The organism is Streptomyces enissocaesilis (genome assembly GCF_039533765.1).
Classification (GTDB): Bacteria; Actinomycetota; Actinomycetes; order Streptomycetales; family Streptomycetaceae; genus Streptomyces; species Streptomyces enissocaesilis.
This window is the reverse complement of the sequence record NZ_BAAAUD010000034.1, coordinates 194,964-214,171: the sequence shown is the minus strand read 5'-3', so window position 1 is coordinate 214,171 and position 19,208 is coordinate 194,964. Positions and strand designations below refer to the sequence as shown.

Sequence of the window (19,208 nt, the reverse complement as noted above, 5' to 3'; positions counted from 1 at the left end):
CGCGAGCTCGTCCCCCTCCCCACCACCTCCACCACCCCCCCATTCCCCGCCGAAGGGACAACGGTGTTCCCACTCAGGCTCCGGCCAAGATCTCGCACCACGCGCCGGGCGGTACGAGCCCTGCTCCTGCCCCTGTTCGCCGGCCTGGCCCTGGCCGGCCTCCCCTCCACCACCGCGCAGGCCGCGTCCTCGCTCGGCAACGGAGGTTTCGAGGCCGGCTCCGCCGCCACGCCCACCCCGGCAGACTGGTCCACCTACTCCGCGGCGAACCAGCACGCCGCCTCCTACACCGAGGCCGGCGGCCGTTCCGGCGGTCACCGGCTCAGCCACTGGTCACCCTCCGCCTACCAGGTGGAGACCTACCAGTACCTCTCCGGCATCGCCGACGGCCCCTGGACGCTCACCGCCTGGGTCCGCTCCAGCGGCGGCCAGAACTCCGCCCACCTCGCCCTGCGCAACTGCGGCTCGGCCGAGCAGCGCACCGCCCTGCCCGTCTCCACCAGCTCGTGGGTGCGGATCGTCACGTCCGTCACCGTGACCGGCGGCCAGTGCACCATCAGCATCAACTCCGATGCCCGGGCGGGCCATTGGATCAACGTCGACGACATCACCTTCGCCCCGGGGCGGACCGGCGTTCCCGCCAAGGGGGCGGACGTCTCCTCCCTCCCCAAGAGCGAGGCCCTCGGCGGGGTCTACCGCGGCTCCGGCGGCGCCGCCGGTGACGGGCTCGCGATCCTGAAGTCCCACGGCATGAACCACGCCCGGCTGAAGGTGTGGGTGAACCCCGCCGACGGCTGGAACAACAAGCCCCGCGTCCTCGCGATGGCCAAGCGTGTCAAGGCACAGGGCATGAAGCTCCTGGTCGACTTCCACTACTCGGACACCTGGGCCGATCCCGGGGCCCAGAGCAGGCCGGCGGCGTGGGCCGGTCACAGCTACGAGCAGCTCAAGGCCGACGTGCGCGCCCATACGCACGACGTGATGAGCGCGCTCAAGGCCCAGGGCACCACACCGGACATGGTGCAGATCGGCAACGAGATCAACGGCGGGATGCTCTGGCCGGACGGTGCCACCGCCCACTGGCCGCAGCTCGCCGGACTGCTCAACGCGGGCCACGACGCGGCCAAGGCGGTGTCACCCACGACGGCCGTCGCCCTGCACCTGGCCAAGGGCGGCGACTGGGCCGGTACGCGGTGGTGGTTCGACAACGCCGTCGCCCAGGGCGTGCGGTTCGACGTCATCGGGCTCTCCTTCTACGGCTACTGGCACGGCACCCTCGCGGAGCTCCAGACGACGCTGGACAACAGCGCGGCGCGCTTCGGCAAGCCGGTGTTCGTCGCGGAGACCGCCTACCCGTTCCGCCTGGGAAGCGAGGACACCCACACCGACATCATCGACCAGGAGAGCGAGCTGATCCCCGGCTACCCGGCCACACCCGCCGGGCAGGCCGCCTGGCTGGCGGACATCACCAGCGTGGTCGAGGCCGTCCCGAACGGCCGCGGTCTGGGCGTCTTCTACTGGGAAGCGCCCTGGACCGCGGTGTCCGGCAACGGCTGGGACCCGGCGGACCCGGGGTCCGGCAACGGCTGGGAGAACCAGGCGCTGTTCGGCTACGACGACCGGGCGCTGCCGGCCGCCGACTGGTTCAAGCACCGCTGAGCGCGACGCCCCGGCGTCTCCGCCCTCCCCGGCGGCCGGGAACCCACCGCTCCCGGCACCGACCGCCATGACGCGGCCGGCGGCCGGGAGCCGTCCGTACCGGCACGGACACGCGACCGCGCGGTGACCCCGCCGGTGGCCGAGGAGGCGGTGACGACCTGGGGGCCGTTCAGCTCGACGGCGTGCTCCGCCTGCCACCGCTCGGGCCGCAGGGTGAGGGGGCGCGCCCTGGTCGGCGGAGAGCGCGCGGACGACGAAGAAGAGGACCGCCTCGGGACGGGCGCGCACCTCACCGGTGTCGAACGTGGCGGTGCGGCCGTGGTGCGAGACCATCCCGCCGGCGTGCTCCTCGTGGCCGAGGGCGGTCTTCAGTACGAGTCCTCGTGGCGGGCGGCAAGGTCCAGGCCCAGCGCCTCGGTGGTGTTCTTGGTGGCGGGGTTGCAGATCCGGACCTGGCCGCCGCCCTGGCTGGTGCCGCGGTCGACGGTGGACACCCTGCCGTCGGGGAGGACCGCCGGTTCCATTGCTTCCTCCCGCCGGTGGTCAAATGGCTTCCTCCCGCCGGTGGTCAGAGTCCGCCGCGACGGCCGCGGCCCCGGATGCGCCCGCGCCCCACACCGGGGGAGCCTGTCATGGCGTCGGCACATATTGACGCGGACATGTCCAGCCGGTGGAGTGTGTGCCTCGACGGGCGCGGGCTGCCACGGCCGCCCGGGCTGCCAACTCCACCCGATCAGGAGGCACCATGAACCCGTGCGCGGCACTGTGGAGACGTACGGCGTTGTCCGTTCTCGGCGTGCTCACCACCACCGTGATGACCATCGCCGCCCAGCCCGCCACCGCGCTGCCCGCTCCGGCGGCGAAGAGCGCGGGGAGCACAGGGAGTACGGAAGGTTCTGTCGGCCGGGCCTTCGGCGCGGCCGCCGAGGAGTTCGGCGTACCGCGCGATGTGCTCGTGGCGGTCGGTCACGGGGAGACCCACCTGGACGGCCATCGCGGCGAGCCCAGCCACGCGAACGGCTACGGCGTGATGCACCTGACGAGCAACCCCCGGCAGCGCACCCTGGAGCAGGCCGCCGCGCTGACCGGCGCCTCGCCCGCCACGCTGCGCAGGGACACCGCGGCGAACATCCGCGGCGGCGCGGCCGTGCTCCGCGCGTACGCCGACGAGCTGGGCCTGAGCGCCGCCGAGCGCCGCGACACGGCCGAGTGGTACGAGGCGGTGGCCCGGTACGGCGGGGCCACCGACCGGCGGACGTCCCGGCTGTACGCCGACACCGTCTACCTGTTCCTGGCCGAGGGCATCAGCGCCCGCGCCGAGGGCGGCGAACTCGTCACCGTGCGACCGCGCGCCGTCCGGCCCGACCGGGGACGGTACGCGGACGTCCCGGCCCACGACACGGGCGTCTCCAGTACGGACTACGCGCCCGCCCTGTGGGTCCCGGCGCACAGCGGGAACTACACCGTCGGGCGGTCGGCGGCGATCACCCACGTCGTCGTCCACGTCACCCAGGGCTCGTACGCGGGCTCCATCAGCTGGTTCCAGAACCCTGCCTCGAAGGTCAGCGCCCACTATCTGATCCGCTCCTCGGACGGCCAGGTCACGCAGACGGTGCGCGACAAGGACACCGCCTGGCACGCCCGTTCGGGCAATCCGTACAGCGTCGGCCTCGAGCACGAGGGGTACGTCGACAACCCCGCCTGGTTCACCGACGCGATGTACCGCTCCTCGGCGCACCTGACCCGGCACCTCGCCGACCGGTACGGCATCCCCAAGGACCGTGCGCACATCGTGGGTCACGTCGAGGTGCCCGGCAACGACCACACCGACCCGGGTCCGAACTGGAACTGGTCGTACTACATGGAGCTGGTCAGGGGCGTCCAGCTCAGCTTCCCCTCCTACTCCACCCTGGCCGACGGCTCCACCGGAGCCCAGGTGAAGGCCGCCCAGTCGCTGCTGAACGCCCAGGGCCACGACGCCGGAACGGCGGACGGTGTCTACGGCTCCCGGACCGCGAGCGCGGTGCGGGGCTTCCAGACGGCGCGCGGTCTGCCCTCCGACGGTGTCGTCGGGCGCCGCACCTGGACGGCGCTGCTGTCGGCCGGGGCCGCTCCCGTGCTCGCGGAGGGAGCCACGGGAGCGGCGGTGGAACGTCTCCAGCGGGCCCTCACCGCGGCCCTCGGCCGGACGGTGGCGGTCGACGGCCGCTTCGGCGCCGGCACCGCGCAGGCGGTCCGCGACTACCAGACGAGCCGCGGCCTGGGCGCGGACGGCGTCGTGGGCGGCGCGACCTGGGCCGCGCTCCAGGCCGGCCGCTGAACCGCGGGCGCGCCCACGGCCCCGCCCGGTGCCGCCCCGGTGCGGCACCGGGGACGAGGGGCGCTGCCGCGTACCGCCGACCGGCACCGGCACCGGGGACAGGGCGCGATCGTCATCGGGCCGCCACCGGAAGGACGCCCGGCAGCCGCCCTCCGGACCACGGTCTCGCTGAAAGCTGTACCAGGAATGAGCCTCCCAGCCGCTCGTGAAAGGCACGACATGGTGTTCCCCTCCCCGACGGCCCGTCCCGGTCGCTCCGTTCGGCGCAGGCTCGTGGCAGCCGCCCTCGTGGGCCTCTCGGCCGTCTGCGCCCTGGCTCCGGCCGGCCCGGCGGCCGCCGGCAGCAGCCCGCAGGGCCGGCGTCACGCGTTCGACCTGCAGGCCCACCGGGGAGGACTCGGGCTCGTCGTCGAGAGCACCCTCGCCTCGTTCTCGAACGCGCTCGAAACCGGGGTCGGCACACTGGAACTCGACGTGCAGATCACCAGGGACGGCAAGGCCGTCGTGACCCACGACCGGCGGATCGCCGCGGCCAAGTGCCGTGACACGGGCCCGGCGTACGCGGGGGACCCGCAGTACCCGTACGTCGGCAAGTACATCGCCGGTCTCACCTTCGCCCAGGTGCGGACGCTGGACTGCGGGACGCGGACCCTTCCCCAGTACCCCGGACAGCGTCCCAGCCCCGGTGCGAAGATGCCGCTGCTCTCCGAGGTCTTCGGCCTCGTCGAGCGGTACAGGGCCCGCAAGGTCATGATGAACGTCGAGACCAAGGTCGAGGCCGGCGCTCCGCACGAGACCGCGCCCCGCGAGCAGTTCGTCCGGATCGTGGCGGACGAGGTGCGCCGGGCCGGAGTGCTCGGCCGGGTGACCGTCCAGAGCTTCGACTGGGGCGCGCTGATGCGGATGCGGCAGGTCGAGCCGCGGCTGCCGATCGTGGCGCTGACCAACGGGCAGCAGTTCCTGCAGGCCGGCATGGAGGGCAGGTCGCCCTGGCTGGGCGGCCTGGACATCGACGACTTCGACGGCGATCTCGTCGCCGCGGCCGAGTCGTTCGGCGCGGACGCCGTCTCTCCGGTGCACGGCGCCCCCCAGGGCGGCACCGTCGACGACCCCGGCTACGAGCCGTACGTGACCAAGGCCATGGTGGCCAGGGCGCACGCGGCCGGGATGAAGGTGATCCCGTGGACGGTCAACGACGCGGCCACCATGAACAAGCTGATCGGCGACGGAGTGGACGGCATGATCACCGACTACCCCGACCGGCTGCGCACCGTGATGAGCGACCACGGCTTCAAGCTCCCCAAGGCGTACCGCGCGCCCTCCGGATCCGGCGCGGCCGCGTAGAGGGCCTCGGCCGGAAGGGGCTGCGCCGGACGTCCTCGCGGACAGGGTCCCGCCGGCCGGGAGCGGCCGCGCGTGCCTCCACGGCGGGACTGTGCCCCTCTCCCGGTACGCGGGCGGGCAGCCCCGGAGCGGTGCCCGCCGGGCTGGCGCGGGGGCGGCGGGGCGGTGCTGTCGCGCACCACGAGGCGCGTGGGGACGAGCGTGGTGCCGTGTTCTGTCGTGTCGTGACGCATCTGCCGCAGGACGCCCTCGACGCGGCGCCGTCCCACTTCGGCGAAGTCCTGGTGAACGGTGGTCAGGGGCGGCAGGAAGGAGCCGGCCTCGGGGATGTCGTCGAAACCGATGACGCTGACGTCTTCCGGCACCTTCCGGCCCCGCTCGTGCAGGGCCCGCAGGAGCCCCGGTGCCATCTGGTCGTTGGCGGCGAACACCGCCGTGCAGTCCTGCTGGGAGGCGAGTTCCAGACCGGCCCGGCAGCCGGACTCCGCCGACCAGTCGCCCCTCACCAGGGGCGGGGTGCGTCCAGGAATAGTCCGGTTTCGCCCGCGACTTCGGCCACGAAGAAGTGGAAGCGCCTCCACCGGAGATCCTTCCGGTGACCGCCTCCGGCGAGACGGTGCGGCCGGGGGCACGGCAGCACTGGCGCCCCACCTCACCGGTCTTCCGCAGACACGCGCTGCGCCTGGTGCGGCGGATGGCGCAGCGGTACGCAGGCCCTCCCGCCCCGGTGGCCTGGCACGTCTCCAACGAGCTGGGCTGCCACAACGTCCACGACCACTCCGACGACGCCGCCACCGGAAGCCTGCTCGAAATCGGCGGCCGGGCCACGCACGACGAGGCCGCCGTCACGCTGTGGACGCCGAACTCCGGCCCCCACCAGCGCTGGAAGGTGTCCGACGTGACGGCCCACACCGGTACCGGGCCGAAGCAACCGCTCAGGCACGGACACCCCCGGCGGACGAACCGGAGCTCGTGGCGCGAGCGGTGGGCGGATGCCCGCCGCTCGCGCCCGTCCGCGCGGCGCGGCGGCATCAGGAAAACGACGCACCAACGATGCAAGTTGCTTCCCTCGGGACCAAGGACAACGCTCGGGGTGTCATCGCGCCCGAACGGCGCGGGCTCATCAAGGTATGAGGAGCCGGCCATGCCGCAGTCGGGCCCCGGGACCACCACGCGTTCCGCCGTGCTCGCGCGGACGCCGCGCGCCGAGCGGTGCGCCGAGGAGAGTCGTGACGAAGAGCTGCTCGCCACCGGTTTCGTCGCGGGCGACGAGCGGTGCGTGGAAGCGGTGTACCGCTGCTGGGGGTCGCTCGTGCACACACTGGCCCGCCGGGCCCTCGGCGACGACCACGAAGCCGAAGACGTCACGCAGCAGGTCTTTCTCGCCGCCTGGCGCGGCCGCCACGGCTACCGCCCCGGGCAGGGCGGCCTGGCGGGCTGGCTGGTGGGCATCACCCGCCACAAGATCGCGGACGCTCTCGCCGCCCGGGCGCGCCGGGCGGAACTGGTGGCGGCGGCCTCCACGCGGTACGAGCAGTCTCCCGCGCCCGACACCCGCGGCGGCACGGACGAGGCGCTCGACCGTGTCCTCGTCGCGCGGAAGCTGGAACGGCTCCCGTCGGCTCAGCGACGCGTGGTGGGCCTTGCTTTCTACGGCGACCTCACACAGACGCAGATCGCGGACCGCACGGGCCTGCCCCTGGGAACGGTGAAGAGCCATATCCGCCGGGCACTGCGCTCCTTGCGCAGGTCCATGGAACCGGATTCGGGTACGACACGCGCCCGATGAGTGCGTCCACCGCCGGGTCTGCTGCGGAAACATCGGTATCCGATCGGTGGACGGCACGAATTCGCGGGGGCTTCGGGGAGGGAGGCACGGTGTGGGAGACACGGTGTGGTACGCCGATGTGGTCGTGATCGGCGCCGGCGCGGCCGGCCTGTCGCTGGCGCACAGACTGAGCACGGTTCCTTCCGCACGGCGGCCGTTGTCGGTCGCCGTCGTGGACGCCCCGCCGGGACCGCTCCGGCCGCCCCGGCGTACGTGGTGCTTCTGGGAGGAGTCCGGCGGGGAGTACGACGACGCCCTGTCCGCCCGCTGGGACAGGTTGCGGGTGACGGGGCCCGACGGGGTCCGGGTGCTGGGCGAACCGTCTCCGCTCCAGTACAAGATGCTCACCTCGGAGAGTTTCGAGCGGCTGCTGTCCGAGCGCCTGCGCCGCGCCGGGCACCGCAGGTTCGAGGCCGCCGTCGAGACGGTCCGCGACGTTGCCGGCGGCGCCGAGGTGCGCGGGCACGACGCGGCGGGCCGTGAGGTACGGATCCGGGCGCGCTGGGCTTTCGACTCCCGTCCGCCCCGTGAGCCGTATCCGGCGCGTACCACCCTGCTCCAGCACTTCCGGGGGTGGTTCGTGAAGACCGGCCGTCCGGTGTTCGATCCCTCGGTCGTGGAACTCATGGACTTTCGCACCCCGCAGCCCGGCCATGGGCTCTCCTTCGGCTACGTCCTGCCGTTCAGTGCCCACGAGGCCCTGGTGGAGTACACGGAGTTCTCCCGGCGGGTGCTGACCGAGGACGCCTACGAACGCGCCCTGCGCCACTACACGAGGGACGTGCTCGGCCTCGGCGATCTGCGCGTCACCGCCACGGAGCAGGGGGTGATCCCCATGACCGACGCCGTTTTCCCCCGCAGGACGGGCCGGTGCGTCTTTCTCATCGGCGCGGCGGGAGGAGCGACCCGGCCCTCCACCGGCTACACCTTCTCCGCGACGCAGCGTCAGACGGGGGCCATCGCCGAGGCGCTGCTGAAAGGGCGCACGCCGCTCGTCCCCGCTCCCCACCCGGCCCGGTCCAGAGCACTGGACTCCGTCCTGCTGAGGGCGCTGGACACCGGGCGGGTGGACGGCGCGTCGTTCTTCACACGCCTGTTCCGCGAGGTCCCGACGGAACGGCTGCTGCGCTTCCTCGACGGTCGCACCCACTGGTGGGAGGACGTCCGCATCGGCCTGCACACGCCCGTGCGCCCCATGCTCCGTACCGTCCTCGAAGTCCCGCGTCTGCCCAGACGCACGCCCACGCCATGACACGTCATGGACAGCCCACCCCGGCGAACCGCCTTCGCCACGAAAGGACCGCATGTCCCTCCTGCGCGACGCCGATCTGTCCGCCGCCTTCGACCACGCCGCGCGGACGTACGACCGGATGACCTCGGCCAACCCGGGCTACCACCGCCACCTGCGCCGCTCGGCCCGCCGACTCGGCCTCCCGGCCGCCGGCAGGGGCCTGCGCCTCCTCGACCTCGGCTGCGGCACCGGCGCCTCCACCGCCGCACTGCTCCGGGCCGCTCCCCTCGCCGGGATCACGGCCGTGGACGCCTCCGCGGGGATGCTGGAGCGGGCCCGGGCCAAGCCCTGGCCGCCCGGTGTCTCCTTCGTGCACAGCCCCGTGGAACTGCTGGAGGAGGCGGGTGTCCACGGGCCGTTCGACGCCGTGTTCGCGGCGTACCTGTTCCGCAACGTCGACGATCCGGACCAGGTCCTGGCGGCCGTCCGCTCCGCTCTCGCGCCGGGCGGGCGCATCGCCGTCCACGAGTACACGCTCAGCGGCCGCGCGGCGGACCGCGCGGTGTGGACGGCGGTGTGCAAGGCGCTGGTGATGCCGCTCGGCCGGCGCCACGGAGACACCGCGCTCTACGACCATCTGTGGCGCAGCGTCGTCGCGTTCGACACCGCGGACGCGTTCGCGGCCAGACTGCGCGGGACCGGCTTCGCCGGGGTGCGGACTCTCCCCCTGCCGGGATGGCAGACCGGGATCACGCACACCTTCGTGGCGCACACACCCGGCACGGCAAGGCCCGGCACGACGGAGCCCGGCACGACGGAGGAGGACGCGTGAGGCGCGACAGGAGCCCGCTGCGGCACGGCCGCGACCCCAGGGCACGGGTGCTGCCGGCCCGCCCCGGCCGTGCACACGCCCCGGAGCCCGCGCCCCGGGTCGCGGTCGTCGGCGGCGGCATCGCGGGCCTCGCCGCCGCGACCGCTCTGGCCGAACGGGGCGTCGGCGTCACCCTGTACGAACGCGACGGCGGACTCGGGGGACGGCTGGCCGGCTGGCCCGTCGAGCTGACCGACGGCTCGACGGCGACGATGAGCCGCGGTTTCCACGCCTTCTTCCGGCAGTACTACAACCTGCGGGCGCTGCTGCGCCGCGCCGACCCCGGGCTGCACACCCTGACGGGCCTTCCCGACTACCCGCTGCGCCACAGCGGCGGCATGTACGACAGCTTCGCGAAGGTGCCGCGCACTCCCCCGCTCAGCGCGCTCGGATTCGTCGCCCGCAGCCCGTCGTTCGGATGGGCGGACCTGCTGCGCATGAGTCCGCGGGCCGCGCTGCCGTTGCTGGACGTCCGGGTGCCCGACGTGTACGAGCGGCTCGACGGCGTCAGCGCGGCGGACTTCCTCGCGGACATCCGGTTCCCGCAGGCCGCGCACCATCTCGCGTTCGAGGTGTTCTCCCGCAGTTTCTTCGCCGACCCCCGCGAACTGTCCGCGGCCGAGCTGGCCCTGATGTTCCACATCTACTTCCTGGGGTCGAGCGAGGGCCTGCTGTTCGACGTACCGCGCGAGCCGTTCCCCCAGGCGCTGTGGGAGCCGCTGGCCGGCCACGTCGACAGCCTGGGCGCCCGCATCCGCACCGGGACGCCGGTGGAGACCGTGCGGCCGGTCGACGGCGGTGCGCTGGAGGTGACCGCCTCAGGGCGCACCGCCCGCCACGACGCCGTCGTACTGGCCCTGGACACACAGGGGCTGCGGCAGGTGGTGGCCGCCTCGCCGTCGCTGGGCGACCCGGTCTGGCGCGCCGGGATCGCGGCCCTTCGCACCGCGCCGCCGTTCCTGGTGTCGCGGCTGTGGCTGGACCGGCCGGTGGCCGCGGACCGGCCCGGTTTCCTCGGCACGAGCGGGTACGGCGACCTCGACAACGTCAGCGTGCTGGAGCGCTGGGAGGGCGAGGCCCACCGGTGGGCCCTGCGCACCGGCGGATCCGTCGTCGAGCTGCACGCCTACGCCGTGGCGCGGGCCGGTGACCGGGAAGCGGTCCAGGACCGGATGCTGCGGCAGCTGCACCGGGTGTACCCGGAGACCCGTGACGCGAAGGTGGTGGACGAGCGGCACGAGTGGCGGAGCGACTGCCCGCTGTTCCCTGTCGGCGGCTACCGCGGACGCCCGGCGGTCCGTACGCCCGACCCGTCCGTCATGGTGGCCGGCGACCTGGTGCGTACGGAACTGCCGGTGGCGCTGATGGAACGCGCCGCGACCAGCGGCTTCCTCGCGGCGAACGCCCTGCTCGCCCGGTGGCGGATCCGGGGGCACGCCCTGTGGACCGTGCCGGACCGGGGCCGCTCGTCCGTCCTGCGGGCACTCGGGCGGCTCGGCGCGTGCTGACGGCCCCGGCCGGCGCGCCGAGCGCCGCCGGGGCGGGAGCGCGGAGTCAGCCCGGGAACCGGCCGGTGCTGCGGAGCTGCCACCGGCGCTGGGCGTAGGCGAGGTCGTCGCGCCACAGCCGTCCGGCAGCGGCGCGCATCAGCGGCCGCAGTACGGGAGTCAGCGCGCGGGCCGCGGCGAACCCGGGCCGGTCGGACGCGGCGACCACCGCTTCGATCACCGCGGTGCGCGGCCGGCCGTGGAGGTCCGGCTCCAGCGGGGTGGCATGTGTCTCGACGACCGACCCCGCCCCCTCCCCCTCGGTGATGTGCATGACGACGGTGCGAGGTTCGGGCGCGGTGAAGACGGCGGTCACGGGGACGACGACGCGGCTCGCGAGTCGGAAGGACACCCGCACGGCGAACGCGTCGTCGTCCTCACCCGCTTCACCGCCCGGGGCACCGACGACGCCGAGGTCGACGAACGAGTACGGGTGGAACCACGCACCGTGCCAGGGGTCCAGCCTGTTCGCCACGATGTCCTGCGGCTCGCACACACCGGCCCCGGTGTACACGGCGGCCACGGCGGACCGCGAACGCGGACGCGCCGGTACGACGGGCTGCTCCAGCGGCGGCTCCCCGCCCGCCTCGTCCAGCCGCACCCACACCAGGACACCGTCGTCGTACGCGGGAAACGGCTCCCACCCCGCGTACGCCCTCCCGTCCAGGGCCAGCCCGTGCCAGTGGCAGACGAGGGTGCCGCAGCGGACGGGGCTGCGGCCCAGTGGCGCGCCGAGGTGCGGACACGCTCCGGGACCCGCGACCGGCCGCCCCTGCGCGTCGCGCCAGGCGACGACCTCCACGCCCGCGACGGTGCGCCCGAACGAGCCCTCCGACGTGATCTCGCGGGCGTCCGCGAGTACGTACCAGTTCCCGGACGGACGGGCGAGAGCGCGCTTGAGCGCGGCGTCGATCACGGCGGGGCGGGCATCGCGCCAGGTCGGGCGCTGCTTGTCCCAAGGGGTCGGCGTACGGCGGAAACTGAGCGGGAAGCGGCGGCGGCCGGCGGGTGACGGGGACGTCATGCGAGCTGCTCCTCCACGGGCGTGGCGGCCGGGCCGGCGGGGCGCCCGGCTCCCGTGCGCGACGCCCTGCTCCTGGCCACGGCCAGCCGGCTCAGGCCGTCGAGAGCGACCACCGCCCTCCGCAGGGGCGGGACCACCGCGCGCCGGTGGACGCACGCGTACCCGTCGTCGGCGATGGCTTCGAGGATGCCGCCGTACAGGGTGAAGGCGGTCCGGATGCAGGGGCGGGAGACGGGGTCGAGCATGGGCAGCCCGGGTGCGGCCTCGCGGTACACGCCCTTGGTCAGGTGCGCCGCGGCCTTGAGCGCTTCGACGATCCGGGGGTCGCTCCGGCCGGCCGCCCGGCTCCAGAGCAGCAGCTCGCGGTCGACTCCGTGCGCGGCCAGCAGATCCGCGGGCAGGTAGACCCGCCCGCGGTCGAGGTCCTCGCCGACGTCCCGCAGGAAGTTCGTCAGCTGGAACGCCACTCCGAGGGCTGCCGCGTGCGGTGCGGCCTCGGCGCGCGGCACGACGGTGCCGAGCACCGGCAGCATCTGCAGGCCGATCACGGCGGCCGATCCGTGCATGTACCGGTTCAGATCGTCCATCGTCGGATAGTCCGTCACTTCGAGGTCGCAGCGCATGGAGGCGAGGAAGTCGTCGAAGTGCCGGGGGTCGATGCCGTACCGGGCCGCGGTGTCGGCGAGGGCGTGCACGACGGGTTCGGGGCTGCGGCCCGTTCGCAGCCCGTCCCGCAGGCGCGCCGCCAGGGCGGTCAACCGGGCGCCGCGCTCGGCGGCGGACGCCCGGGTGCCCAGGTCGTCGACGATGTCGTCGGCCCAGCGGGCGAAACCGTACAGGGCGTGGACGGCCGGCCGCCGCTCGACGGGCAGCAGACGGGTGGCGAGGAAGTAGGTCTTGCCGTGGCGGGCGTTGAGGGCGCGGCAGTGCGTGTAGGCGGCGCGCAGACGGGGCTCGGTGATGCCCGCGGCCGCCAGTTCCCGGCGCGTCACGAGGCACCGCCCACGGGGTTCCGGTGGTGGGCGCGGGACCGGGCGGGCCTTGTGGCTCCGGTGATGCGGGCGGCCGCGAGCTTCCCGGAGATGAGGACGGTGGGCACGCCGACACCCGGGGTCGTTCCGCATCCCGCGATGACGGCGTTCGCCGTTCCGCGGACCAGGTTGCGGGGGCGGAAGGGGCCTGTCTGGGCGAAGGTGTGGGCCGCCGAGAACGGCGTACCGGCCGCGTGTCCCTGTTCGGTCCAGTCGGCGGGGGTGATCAGGCACTCCTCCTCGATGGCCCCGGCGAGGCCGGTCAGTCCGCGGCGTTCCAGTTCGGCGAGCACGCTCAGGCGGTAGTGGGGAGCGAGGTCGTGCCACTGCTCGCGGCTCGGGCCGATGTCCGTGTTGGGGCAGGGCGCCAGGATGTAGTGCACGTGCCGTCCGGCCGGGGCGAGCAGCGGGTCGGTGGCGGTCGGCCGGGTGATGAGCAGGGACGGGTCGCTCATCAGCCGTCCGCTGCCGGTCAGCTCATGGAAGGTTTCATTCCACTTCGCTCCGAACGAGAGTGTGTGGTGGGCCAGTTGCGGCCAGGTGCGATCGGTGCCGACGTGCAGGACGACGGCGGACGGGGAGTGCCGCAGGCCAAGGGGGCGCTTCGGCCTGCGGCCCAGCAGGCGGTAGGTGACGGGCAGGTCCGGTGTCAGCACGACCGCGTCGCAGGGAATGCGCAGCCGGTCGGTGATGACGGCCGTGACTCTCTCCCCCCTGCGTTCCAGCCGGGTCACGTGCTGGCCGTACCGGAAGGTGGCGCCGGCGTCGGCGGCGGTGTCGGCCATGGCGCGCGGAAGGGCGTGCATGCCCCCCATGGGGAAGTAGACGCCCGCGACCGTGTCCATGTAGGCGATGACCGCGTACGCGGCGAGGGCGCGGGCTGGCGGGACTCCGGCGTACAGGGCCTGGAAGGAGAAGACCCTCCGCAGCCTCTCGTCGCTGATGAAGCGGCCGATCCGGGGGTCGAGGCGGCCGAAGCCGCCCAGCACCGCGAGACGGGCGAGGTCGGGGTGCAGGAGCTGGAACGGCGAATCGAAGTTCGTGTCGATGAAGCGCCGCATCTGGGCGTGGTACAGCTCCTGCAGCCAACCGCGCAGGCGGCGGTACCCGAGGGCGTCGCGCGCTCCCGCGAAGCTCTCGATCTCCGCCTCCATGGCCTCGGCGTCGGTGTGCACGTCCAGGGCGCTGCCGTCGGCGAACTGCGCCCGGTAGGCGGGGTGCAGGGCGACGAGTTCCAGCCGGTCGGTGAGTTTCCGGCCGACGGCGGCGAACGCGTCCTCGACGAGCTCCGGCATGGTCAGCACGGTCGGGCCCGTGTCGAACCGGTAGCCTCCCCTGTCCACCCGGCCGGCCCGTCCACCGGGCTGCGTGTCGCGCTCGACGACGGTGACCCGGCGGCCCGCGCCGAGCAGGTGCAGCGCGGCGGACAGACCGGCGAGCCCGGCTCCGACCACCACGACGTGGTCGGTCCGCCCCTTGACTGTGCGCATCACCGGTCTCCTTCCGCGACTCCGGCCGTCAGCAGAGCCGGTATGCCGTCCTGTACGGGTCCGGTGTGCGCAGGGGGCACACCGGTCCGGGGCGCGGCCACGGCGTTCAGCAGCCGGGCCAGACGGGCCGACGCGGGCGACGACAGGGCTGCCGCGGCCAGCCGGCGGGAGCCGACCGCCAGCAGCCTCTCGATCCTCGTCTCCACGGCGCTGCGCGCCCCCGTGGCGACGAGGACCTGCCGCACCTCCTCCAGGCCGGCCCGGGTCAGGGCCGGGTTGCCCAGCGCGTTGTCGAGCACGGCCAGGGAGTCCGTGTCGCCTCGTGAGGCCGCCGTCGCGCGTGCGACGGCGGCCAGACAGGTGAGTCTGCCGGCCTTCATGTCGTCGCCCGACGGCTTTCCGGTCGTGCGGGGGTCGCCGAACACGCCCTCGATGTCGTCGCGCAGCTGGAAGGCGATGCCCGCGTTGCGGCCGGCGGAGCACAGAGCCCTCGTGGTCCTGTCGTCGGCTCCCGCGAGAGCGGCTCCGAGCGCGAGCGGCCGTTCGACCGAGTACAGCGCGGACTTGAGACAGGCTGTGCGCATCGCCCTGGCGACCGACCGGAAACCGGCCTCCTGCCCCTGCTCCTGGCCTTGCCCCTGCCCTCGCAGATCCAGGTACTGCCCCGCGACCATCTCCATGCGCAGCGCGCGCCACAGGCTCAGCACCCGCGGCCGGACGCCGTGGCCGTAGGCGGTGTCGGCGATGATGTCGTCGGCCCACACCAGTGCGAGGTCGCCCCCGAGGACGGCGGCGGAGGCGCCGAAGGAGACGGCGCCCGGCGGGGCCGCCCGGGATGTGGGGTACTGCGCCTCCAGCCGCGTGTGGAAGGCGGAGCGGCCGCGGCGCCTGGACGACCCGTCCATCACATCGTCCAGGACAAGGGCACAGGTCTGGATCAGTTCGAGCGCCGCCGCCACGCGGAGCGCTGCGGGCCTCTCCCGTTCCGCGCCCCCGCACGCACGCATCGACCACCACAAGAACTGGGACCGTGTGCGTCCGCCCCCGTGGAGCGTGAAGTCGGCGACGCGTTCCGCGATGTCCCGGGCGAAGGTCTCGTCGAGTGTCCGTGCCCGCGCGATCCGTTCCCGGAGCAGTCCCTCGAGCACCTCGCCCACCGCGGCGGGCACGTCCCTGTCGGTGCCGGCGCAGGAGCCGTGGCCTGTGTCCGGCCCGCGCCTGGTCGAGTCCGGCTCGGTGGAGCTGCTCGGATGCATCATGGTCCTCCGCGGGGATCGACGGGTGTTACTCGTCCTTCTGGGAAGACAGGCCGTTCGGATGCGCCACCACCGTTTCGCACGGGCGGCAGTCGGCATCCACTCGATCACATGGGGATGATCCGGCTTTTCAATGACACACGGGGAAATGTGTGACACACACGAGAGGCGAACAGCGGTTCGGCGGTGTGGATCCTCGTGTCACCCGACGAGCAAGGACTCGACGGTCTCGGTCCCGGACCGCAGGCCGTGCAGCCGCCCGGTGCCCGGTACGTGCGGCGTCGTCGTCCAACCGGGGCCGGCGAGCAGCAGAGCAGGATTGGCCCTGGCGCCTCGCAGACCCCATTCCATCCCCGAGACGAGCTGGACCGGCGCGCGGTCGGCGGTCGAACGGGACTGTGCCCACAGCACCACCACCGACGGGCCGATGCGGCGTACCGCCGCGTGGAGGGCCTCGGTGGGAAGGGCAGCGCCGAACATCCTCGCGGGCAGACCCCGCTGCCCCAGGGCGGCCGTGAGCGCCTCCAGGGGGAGGGTGTGCTGCTCGCCCGGTACGCAGGCGAGCAGCGCGGGGGCGATGCCTGCCGGCCCGCGGACCGTTCGTACGCGGCGGATGGCCGACGAGATCTGCCAGGACAGCAGGTGCTCGACCTCGACGTAACGCTCGCCGGAAGAGGCCCACTTGCGCCCCACCGCGTGGAGCGTGGGAGCGAACACCTCCTCCCAGGCCGCGACCAGGCCGTGTTCGGCGAGCGCGGCGTCGAGCAACTCCTCGACGGCGGGCGCGTCGAGGCGTACGGCCGCACGGGCGAGGCCGCGGCACTCCTGCCGCACGTCCCCGAGCGGCAGGGCGTTGCGGCCCCCGGGCGACAGAACGGCGCGCGGAGCCGGGGGGGCGGGCGGCCGGCCGTCCCCGCCGGGCAGCGGGCGCAGGGCCGCGCGAGCGGCCTCGGCGGGGGGAACGCCCTGCGAGGTGAGGCGGCACATCTCTTCGAGGCGGGCGATGTCCTGCGGCGTCCACCGGCGGTGCTTGCCGTCCTGACGCGACGCGGGACCGATCGAGTAACGGTGCTCCCAGGTGCGGAGGGTGGTGGGAGCGACACCGAGCCTGCGGGCGACCGCACCGGTGCTCAGAGCCGCTCCGGCACCGCCGCCCTCGGCGACCGCGGGATCCGGATCGGGTGTCACGGCTTCAGGGTACGACGCACCGTCACCGCACGTTCGCCCGACGGGCGGGGCCGTGGACACCGGCGATGCCTCAGGGCTTGCGCGCGACCCCGCCGAACATAGCCACCTCGTCCGGCAGGCCGGTGACGTCCGCCTCGGGACGCCAGCGGCTGCACGACACCACACCGGGGTCGAGGAGCTCCAGGCCGTCGAAGAACCGGGCCACCTGGTCGGGGGTGCGCTGGGTGAGCTTCGGGGTGCCGTGCTCGTTCCAGAACGCCACCGCGGCGTCCACATCGGGCATCGCCGGGTCCGTGACCGTGTGGGAGAGGACCAGGTGGCTCCCGGACGGCAGTGCGTCCATCAGGCGGCCGACGATGCCGTACGCCTCCTCGTCGTCCTCGAGGAAGATGACCACGCCGAGCAGCATGAGCGCGACCGGTTCACCGAAGTCCAGTGTCTTCGCCGCGTGTTCCAGGATGAGGTCGACGTTGCGCAGGTCCTCGTCGAGGTAGTCGGTCCTCCCCTCCGGTGTGCTGGTGAGCAGGGCACGCGCGTGGGCGAGCACCAGCGGGTCGTTGTCGACGTAGACGATGCGGGACTCCGGCACCGACCGCTGGGCGACCTCGTGGGTGTTGTCGGCCGTCGGCAGACCGGTACCGATGTCGAGGAACTGCCGGATCCCGCGGTCGGCGGCCAAGTGGCGCACCGCGCGCCCGAGGAACAGCCGGTCCGCCCGGGCGTAGTCGCCGATGCCCGGGTGCAGCTTGCGTATCTGGTCACCGGCCTCCTGGTCGACCGCGTAATGGTCCTTGCCACCCAGCCAGTAGTTCCAGATCCGGGCCGTGTGCGGCTGCGCGGTGTTGATCCTGTCGCTCTGCCGGGACACATCGGAAGGTGTCGGCTGCTCGGCCACGGGGCCCCCTTTGGGAAACAAGCTCACTTCAAGGTCAACACGCAGACTACAGAGGCGAGTTGTCCCCAGAACGGCAGGCCGTCCGCGCGACCGGACGTCCCGGCTCCCGCCCGGGCGCGAGCGGGACCGCCTACGGGCAGGGCGGGCGCACGCCGGCCCGGTTCCGGTGCGTACACCCGATGACGCAGTTCGCACGTCCAACGGACCGGCCGCGTCAGGGGGCAGGGCAGCGACCGCACCGCCACCCTTCCGGGCGGCCCCGGGCGGGGAGCCGCGGAATGATCCCCTCCGCGGGCGCGGCGCGAGGGGGCCGCCGTCGCGCCGCGCCCGCGGGCCGCCGTCACCGCCCGCGCAGCGGCGACAGTTCGCTCCCGTCCGCGTGGAAGGCGGTGACTTCCACCTGTGTGCCCTCGGCGGCGGGTACGGCGATGGTCGGACCCGCGCTGCTCGCGTCGACTCCGCCCGAGAGGCTGATGCGGCTCACCGAACGGCTGCCGGCGGCCAGGACGAACCACCGGCCCTGCGGGGAACGCCACTGCGCAGCGGCGACCACGTGCTGCCCGAAGCGGCCGCACGCCGCGGTGCCGCCCTGCTCGGCCACCACGGTTCCGGGGGTCGCCGGGCCGGCTGCGGGCGGCTGGAACCGCACCTGGACACGCCCCGTCCCCCGCCACGCCTCCATGCGGGTGCACACCCAGGCCGCACGGCCGCCGCCCGGCAGCGTCTGGCGGGCGTAGACCCAGTCGTTCACGGCCCGCGCTCCCTGGCCGCGCATCGCGGTGAGCGTGCAGGCGCTTCGCGCCCAGCTCACCAGCGCCTCCCGGCCCGTCGCCTCGCGCGGCTGGCGCGCGGGGGCGCCGGAGCCGGGCGGCGGAGTGTGGGTGAGGTGCGCCGGCGTCAGGTCGCCGAGGTCCGTGAGGAGGAACGCGTGCTTCTCCACGATCCGTTCGGAGGAGCGGAGGCTGAGAACCGGCCAGGAGGTGCACGCCCCGCCGGTGGCCGGGGAGGGCACTACGGCGGTGACCCCGTCCACGGCCGGCAGACGGCGGGTCGCCGCTCCGGGGCGCAGCAGGTCGCGGGTGCCGGTTTCGGCGATCCAGGGGGCCATGAGGTACCGGGCGCCGCCCGCGGTGCGGCTGATGACGACGGCGGCGGCGGTCGTCACGCCCGCGTTGTCGGTCCGGGCGAAGTCCAGGGCGGCCGTGTCCTCGCGCCCCGCGGCGCCGCCGTCCGTGGCGGGCTCGGCGTAGCGTACGAGCCGCTCTCCGTCGTGCAGGAGGACGACGGCCTCGCCGTTCACGTCACCCGCGTACAGCAGCTGGGGCGGGCGGATCGGCGGCGCCGTGACGGTGTCCTCGGCCGCCGTCACGCGGACGGTCTCGCCGGGGGAGCCCCAGGCGCGCAGCGCGCGGTGCAGCAACGCGCGGTCCCCGGCCCGTGCGCCCCGGGCCGGCCACGCGGAGAAGTCGACGCGTGCGGTGTCGGCCCAGCCTTCGGCGGAGGCGGTCCGCAGCTTCGCGGGGT

15 protein-coding genes and 2 pseudogenes are annotated in these 19,208 nt (G+C 73.9%); 8 read left to right on the top strand and 9 right to left on the bottom strand.

The annotated features are described in order from the left end of the window. Positions 1 to 63: 63 nt before the first annotated feature. Positions 64 to 1,659, top strand: coding sequence for a glycoside hydrolase family 53 protein (locus tag ABD374_RS16160; protein ID WP_344495731.1), 1,596 nt, complete (start codon positions 64 to 66; stop codon positions 1,657 to 1,659). Positions 1,660 to 2,027: 368 nt separating this feature from the next. Here ABD374_RS16160 and ABD374_RS16155 read toward each other — a convergent pair whose 3' ends face one another. Continuing rightward, positions 2,028 to 2,183, bottom strand: a complete 156-nt coding sequence (locus ABD374_RS16155) for a hypothetical protein (protein ID WP_344495729.1) — start codon at positions 2,181 to 2,183, stop codon at positions 2,028 to 2,030. 221 nt (positions 2,184 to 2,404) lie between these two features. On the opposite strand from ABD374_RS16155, the gene ABD374_RS16150 reads away from it, so the two are divergent. Together ABD374_RS16150 and ABD374_RS16145 are read left to right on the top strand one after the other, a co-directional pair. Next, a complete protein-coding gene (locus ABD374_RS16150; protein ID WP_344495727.1) occupies positions 2,405 to 3,979 on the top strand; it encodes a peptidoglycan recognition protein family protein in 1,575 nt (524 codons plus the stop codon). Positions 3,980 to 4,252: 273 nt separating this feature from the next. Next, complete coding sequence (locus tag ABD374_RS16145) at positions 4,253 to 5,323, top strand: glycerophosphodiester phosphodiesterase (RefSeq protein WP_344495725.1); 1,071 nt, start codon at positions 4,253 to 4,255, stop codon at positions 5,321 to 5,323. Positions 5,324 to 5,472: 149 nt separating this feature from the next. Here ABD374_RS16145 and ABD374_RS16140 read toward each other — a convergent pair. Continuing rightward, a pseudogene (locus tag ABD374_RS16140) lies at positions 5,473 to 5,838 on the bottom strand (substrate-binding domain-containing protein); the annotation flags it as partial. 65 nt (positions 5,839 to 5,903) lie between these two features. On the opposite strand from ABD374_RS16140, the pseudogene ABD374_RS16135 reads away from it, so the two are divergent. From ABD374_RS16135 to ABD374_RS16115, 5 genes and pseudogenes are all read left to right on the top strand, one after another. Then, positions 5,904 to 6,116 (top strand): annotated as a pseudogene (locus ABD374_RS16135) (beta-galactosidase); the annotation flags it as partial. Positions 6,117 to 6,467: 351 nt separating this feature from the next. Continuing rightward, positions 6,468 to 7,112: an RNA polymerase sigma factor gene (locus ABD374_RS16130; protein ID WP_344495876.1), complete on the top strand. Its 645-nt coding sequence runs from the start codon at positions 6,468 to 6,470 to the stop codon at positions 7,110 to 7,112. Positions 7,113 to 7,203: 91 nt separating this feature from the next. Next, entirely contained in the window at positions 7,204 to 8,403 is a 1,200-nt protein-coding gene (locus ABD374_RS16125; RefSeq protein WP_425577253.1) for a lycopene cyclase family protein, read from the top strand. A 52-nt stretch (positions 8,404 to 8,455) separates the two neighbouring features. Continuing rightward, positions 8,456 to 9,214 carry a class I SAM-dependent DNA methyltransferase gene (locus tag ABD374_RS16120; protein ID WP_344495723.1) on the top strand — a complete coding sequence of 253 codons (759 nt, stop codon included), beginning with the start codon at positions 8,456 to 8,458 and terminating at the stop codon, positions 9,212 to 9,214. Further along, positions 9,211 to 10,761 (top strand): FAD-dependent oxidoreductase, encoded by a 1,551-nt coding sequence (locus tag ABD374_RS16115; RefSeq protein WP_344495721.1) that lies wholly within the window; start codon positions 9,211 to 9,213, stop codon positions 10,759 to 10,761. Before ABD374_RS16120 ends, ABD374_RS16115 begins: the two co-directional genes overlap by 4 nt. 46 nt (positions 10,762 to 10,807) lie before the next feature. Here the strand turns inward: ABD374_RS16115 and ABD374_RS16110 are convergent, their stop codons facing one another. From ABD374_RS16110 to ABD374_RS16080, 7 genes are all read right to left on the bottom strand, one after another. Beyond that, on the bottom strand, positions 10,808 to 11,824 hold the full coding sequence (locus ABD374_RS16110; RefSeq protein WP_344495719.1) for a DUF5914 domain-containing protein: 1,017 nt from the start codon (positions 11,822 to 11,824) through the stop codon (positions 10,808 to 10,810). Next, positions 11,821 to 12,816: a phytoene/squalene synthase family protein gene (locus tag ABD374_RS16105; protein WP_344495717.1), complete on the bottom strand. Its 996-nt coding sequence runs from the start codon at positions 12,814 to 12,816 to the stop codon at positions 11,821 to 11,823. Before ABD374_RS16105 ends, ABD374_RS16110 begins: the two co-directional genes overlap by 4 nt. Then, positions 12,813 to 14,345, bottom strand: a complete 1,533-nt coding sequence (locus tag ABD374_RS16100; protein ID WP_344495715.1) for a phytoene desaturase — start codon at positions 14,343 to 14,345, stop codon at positions 12,813 to 12,815. The genes ABD374_RS16105 and ABD374_RS16100 overlap by 4 nt, the downstream gene beginning before the upstream one ends. After that, entirely contained in the window at positions 14,345 to 15,604 is a 1,260-nt protein-coding gene (locus ABD374_RS16095; RefSeq protein ID WP_344495713.1) for a polyprenyl synthetase family protein, read from the bottom strand. Before ABD374_RS16095 ends, ABD374_RS16100 begins: the two co-directional genes overlap by 1 nt. 198 nt (positions 15,605 to 15,802) lie before the next feature. Next, positions 15,803 to 16,789, bottom strand: coding sequence for a MerR family transcriptional regulator (locus tag ABD374_RS16090; RefSeq protein ID WP_344495711.1), 987 nt, complete (start codon positions 16,787 to 16,789; stop codon positions 15,803 to 15,805). A gap of 70 nt (positions 16,790 to 16,859) precedes the next feature. Next, on the bottom strand, positions 16,860 to 17,684 hold the full coding sequence (locus ABD374_RS16085; RefSeq protein WP_344495709.1) for an SAM-dependent methyltransferase: 825 nt from the start codon (positions 17,682 to 17,684) through the stop codon (positions 16,860 to 16,862). A 340-nt stretch (positions 17,685 to 18,024) separates the two neighbouring features. Continuing rightward, the gene (locus tag ABD374_RS16080) at positions 18,025 to 19,104 is read right to left on the bottom strand and encodes a hypothetical protein (RefSeq protein ID WP_344495707.1); all 1,080 of its coding nucleotides are present in this window, start codon (positions 19,102 to 19,104) and stop codon (positions 18,025 to 18,027) included. Positions 19,105 to 19,208: the final 104 nt, after the last annotated feature.